General features: G+C 58.2%; 5 protein-coding genes. 3 read left to right on the plus strand and 2 right to left on the minus strand.

Annotated features, from left to right (window positions below):
* Window positions 1–431: 431 nt before the first annotated feature.
* Window positions 432–710, minus strand: coding sequence for a site-specific integrase (locus GTP23_RS22645; RefSeq protein WP_000015696.1), 279 nt, complete (start codon window positions 708–710; stop codon window positions 432–434).
* Between the two features lie 265 nt (window positions 711–975).
* Between GTP23_RS22645 and GTP23_RS23120 the strand changes: the two genes are divergently transcribed.
* Window positions 976–1104, plus strand: a complete 129-nt coding sequence (locus tag GTP23_RS23120; RefSeq protein WP_001260374.1) for a type VI secretion protein — start codon at window positions 976–978, stop codon at window positions 1102–1104.
* 55 nt (window positions 1105–1159) lie between these two features.
* Here the strand turns inward: GTP23_RS23120 and tet(C) are convergent, their stop codons facing one another.
* On the minus strand, window positions 1160–2350 hold the full coding sequence (tet(C), locus tag GTP23_RS22305) for a tetracycline efflux MFS transporter Tet(C) (RefSeq protein ID WP_001297013.1): 1191 nt from the start codon (window positions 2348–2350) through the stop codon (window positions 1160–1162).
* A 92-nt stretch (window positions 2351–2442) separates the two neighbouring features.
* On the opposite strand from tet(C), the gene tetR(C) reads away from it, so the two are divergent.
* Both tetR(C) and GTP23_RS23125 read left to right on the plus strand, forming a co-directional pair.
* Window positions 2443–3102, plus strand: coding sequence for a tetracycline resistance transcriptional repressor TetR(C) (tetR(C), locus tag GTP23_RS22315; RefSeq protein WP_001038045.1), 660 nt, complete (start codon window positions 2443–2445; stop codon window positions 3100–3102).
* The gene (locus tag GTP23_RS23125; RefSeq protein ID WP_061342203.1) at window positions 3089–3403 is read left to right on the plus strand and encodes a helix-turn-helix domain-containing protein; all 315 of its coding nucleotides are present in this window, start codon (window positions 3089–3091) and stop codon (window positions 3401–3403) included. The genes tetR(C) and GTP23_RS23125 overlap by 14 nt, the downstream gene beginning before the upstream one ends.
* Window positions 3404–3998 lie beyond the last annotated feature (595 nt).

The raw sequence follows: 3998 nt of genomic DNA on the forward strand, positions 1-3998 counted from the left end.
GCCAGGCCTCAGCATTTTATTATGGTGATCCCCTGGGCGAAATGCGCCTGGTAAGCAGAGTTTTTGAAATGTAAGGCCTTTGAATAAGACAAAAGGCTGCCTCATCGCTAACTTTGCAACAGTGCCCCTGCGTGCGCTGCTGCCATGTCCACTACCTGACGCCGGTGATGGTGATGGCCTCGCCGGAGCGGGAATTTCTTAACCTCGACGAATTTAGACGATCGGCGGGCGAGGGGATGTCGTGGCAAGGTCCGCCTTGCGCTGCTCCGCAAGGGCGACACCAGCGGGTTCGTCGGCGGCCACGCCTAGCGCGACCGCAACCAAGCGTCGAAAAAGTATACGCTCGTCACCCGCCGTCTCCTGTGCTGAGAGTCTCAGGCCGATCGGCCGGCAGGGCTCAATGTCAGCAAACGCGTGATGAGCGGTGGCCTTCAACAGTGATAAGGCGGCACCAGAGAAAAATCACTCAGGGTCAATGCCAGCGCTTCGTTAATACAGATGTAGGTGTTCCACAGGGTAGCCAGCAGCATCCTGCGATGCAGATCCGGAACATAATGGTGCAGGGCGCTGACTTCCGGTGCCAGCAGATATTTTGGCAGTTTGCCTTGGATCAGAGCCATCTGACGCAGGGCTAGTGCAGCCGGATAGTCAATAGCTACCGGCAGCGGTGCGGACTGTTGTAACTCAGAATAAGAAATGAGGCCGCTCATGGCGTTGACTCTCAGTCATAGTATCGTGGTATCACCGGTTGGTTCCACTCTCTGTTGCGGGCAACTTCAGCAGCACGTAGGGGACTTCCGCGTTTCCAGACTTTACGAAACACGGAAACCGAAGACCATTCATGTTGTTGCTCAGGTCGCAGACGTTTTGCAGCAGCAGTCGCTTCACGTTCGCTCGCGTATCGGTGATTCATTCTGCTAACCAGTAAGGCAACCCCGCCAGCCTAGCCGGGTCCTCAACGACAGGAGCACGATCATGCGCACCCGTGGCCAGGACCCAACGCTGCCCGAGATGCGCCGCGTGCGGCTGCTGGAGATGGCGGACGCGATGGATATGTTCTGCCAAGGGTTGGTTTGCGCATTCACAGTTCTCCGCAAGAATTGATTGGCTCCAATTCTTGGAGTGGTGAATCCGTTAGCGAGGTGCCGCCGGCTTCCATTCAGGTCGAGGTGGCCCGGCTCCATGCACCGCGACGCAACGCGGGGAGGCAGACAAGGTATAGGGCGGCGCCTACAATCCATGCCAACCCGTTCCATGTGCTCGCCGAGGCGGCATAAATCGCCGTGACGATCAGCGGTCCAATGATCGAAGTTAGGCTGGTAAGAGCCGCGAGCGATCCTTGAAGCTGTCCCTGATGGTCGTCATCTACCTGCCTGGACAGCATGGCCTGCAACGCGGGCATCCCGATGCCGCCGGAAGCGAGAAGAATCATAATGGGGAAGGCCATCCAGCCTCGCGTCGCGAACGCCAGCAAGACGTAGCCCAGCGCGTCGGCCGCCATGCCGGCGATAATGGCCTGCTTCTCGCCGAAACGTTTGGTGGCGGGACCAGTGACGAAGGCTTGAGCGAGGGCGTGCAAGATTCCGAATACCGCAAGCGACAGGCCGATCATCGTCGCGCTCCAGCGAAAGCGGTCCTCGCCGAAAATGACCCAGAGCGCTGCCGGCACCTGTCCTACGAGTTGCATGATAAAGAAGACAGTCATAAGTGCGGCGACGATAGTCATGCCCCGCGCCCACCGGAAGGAGCTGACTGGGTTGAAGGCTCTCAAGGGCATCGGTCGACGCTCTCCCTTATGCGACTCCTGCATTAGGAAGCAGCCCAGTAGTAGGTTGAGGCCGTTGAGCACCGCCGCCGCAAGGAATGGTGCATGCAAGGAGATGGCGCCCAACAGTCCCCCGGCCACGGGGCCTGCCACCATACCCACGCCGAAACAAGCGCTCATGAGCCCGAAGTGGCGAGCCCGATCTTCCCCATCGGTGATGTCGGCGATATAGGCGCCAGCAACCGCACCTGTGGCGCCGGTGATGCCGGCCACGATGCGTCCGGCGTAGAGGATCCACAGGACGGGTGTGGTCGCCATGATCGCGTAGTCGATAGTGGCTCCAAGTAGCGAAGCGAGCAGGACTGGGCGGCGGCCAAAGCGGTCGGACAGTGCTCCGAGAACGGGTGCGCATAGAAATTGCATCAACGCATATAGCGCTAGCAGCACGCCATAGTGACTGGCGATGCTGTCGGAATGGACGATATCCCGCAAGAGGCCCGGCAGTACCGGCATAACCAAGCCTATGCCTACAGCATCCAGGGTGACGGTGCCGAGGATGACGATGAGCGCATTGTTAGATTTCATACACGGTGCCTGACTGCGTTAGCAATTTAACTGTGATAAACTACCGCATTATAGCTTATCGATGATAAGCTGTCAAACATGAGAATTCGCGAATGAACAAGCTCCAACGCGAGGCCGTGATCCGAACCGCGCTCGAACTGCTTAACGACGTGGGCATGGAAGGTCTAACGACGCGCCGACTGGCTGAGCGCCTCGGGGTGCAACAGCCAGCGCTCTACTGGCATTTCAAGAACAAGCGTGCGTTGCTCGACGCACTTGCCGAAGCCATGCTGACGATAAATCACACGCATTCGACGCCAAGGGATGACGACGACTGGCGTTCGTTCCTGAAGGGCAATGCATGCAGTTTTCGACGGGCGTTGCTCGCTTATCGCGATGGCGCGCGTATTCATGCCGGGACGCGGCCAGCCGCGCCGCAGATGGAAAAAGCCGACGCGCAGCTTCGCTTCCTTTGCGATGCTGGCTTTTCGGCAGGTGACGCGACCTATGCGTTGATGGCAATCAGCTACTTCACCGTCGGCGCTGTTCTTGAGCAGCAAGCTAGCGAGGCAGACGCCGAGGAGCGGGGCGAAGATCAGTTGACCACCTCAGCGTCTACGATGCCGGCGCGCCTACAGAGCGCGATGAAAATCGTCTACGAAGGCGGTCCGGACGCGGCATTCGAGCGAGGCCTGGCTCTCATCATCGGCGGTCTTGAAAAAATGAGGCTCACTACGAACGACATTGAGGTGCTGAAGAATGTTGACGAATGACAGGGGGCGGCAGGTGCGGAGGGCGCGGTTGCTTCGTCATATGAAGCAAAGTCACCTAGCTGAATTAATGGGTGTGGATCAGGCAACCGTGTCGCGCTGGGAGCGGGGCACCCTTGCATTGTCGGATGGGAGGTGGTCAGCGGTTCTTCAATTGCTTACCGGGCCTTCCGATTCATCGTACGACGCTGCGCTGAAGCGTCTGGTGCAATCCTCCGCCCACAAAGTCCATCTGGTAGCGACCGGACACATTGTTTGCTCGCGGCATCTCCGGCCAGGCAAAGGGAATTGCGGATTGACCTAGCCGAACTCCTTGGTAAATCGCTGCGTGTTTATGCGTCCCCGAGATAGTTGCGGCCGACTCTGCGCTTAATGGGCTCGGTTGGCATGAGGGGCGGCTGGGGTCACTCGAGGTGGATACCGGCCCGAACTGGAGCGAGGAACTTCCATACTGCCAAGGCGAATGCTGTGGGAGCGCATCATGCTCGCTGATGGTAGCCCGGCACTACTTGTTACCACCACAGCTTAATGCGAAGGGTGCTCCTGTTCTTGTGCATATTTTATGCGCTGCTGATTGTGCATCGAACTGATAACCTCAACGGGTCTGCTTTGTAGTTCACCACACCCCTGACGCGCGCGTGCCGGATAAGCAGAACTATGGTGCCGATGGATGTCAGGAACACTCGGCCTGGTTCGTAACTAGGTCGTCCTGCGCGATCCTGCGGCTAGGGCCGGAATCGTGCTCGCCAGTCAGGCGCTGATGAAGCCTATGGGCACTGTTGCAAATAGTCGGTGGTGATAAACTTATCATCCCCTTTTGCTGATGGAGCTGCACATGAACCCATTCAAAGGCCGGCATTTTCAGCGTGACATCATTCTGTGGGCCGTACGCTGGTACT

This window comes from Duganella fentianensis (genome assembly GCF_009857835.1).
GTDB lineage: Bacteria > Pseudomonadota > Gammaproteobacteria > Burkholderiales > Burkholderiaceae_D > Rugamonas > Rugamonas fentianensis.

What these genes read in the sequence shown, in the direction of transcription:
- GTP23_RS22645 (WP_000015696.1), bottom strand. Translation starts at nt 710, where the DNA reads ATGAGCGGCCTCATTTCTTATTCTGAGTTACAACAGTCCGCACCGCTG.
- GTP23_RS23120 (WP_001260374.1), top strand. Translation starts at nt 976, where the DNA reads ATGCGCACCCGTGGCCAGGACCCAACGCTGCCCGAGATGCGCCGCGTG.
- GTP23_RS23125 (WP_061342203.1), top strand. Translation starts at nt 3,089, where the DNA reads ATGTTGACGAATGACAGGGGGCGGCAGGTGCGGAGGGCGCGGTTGCTT.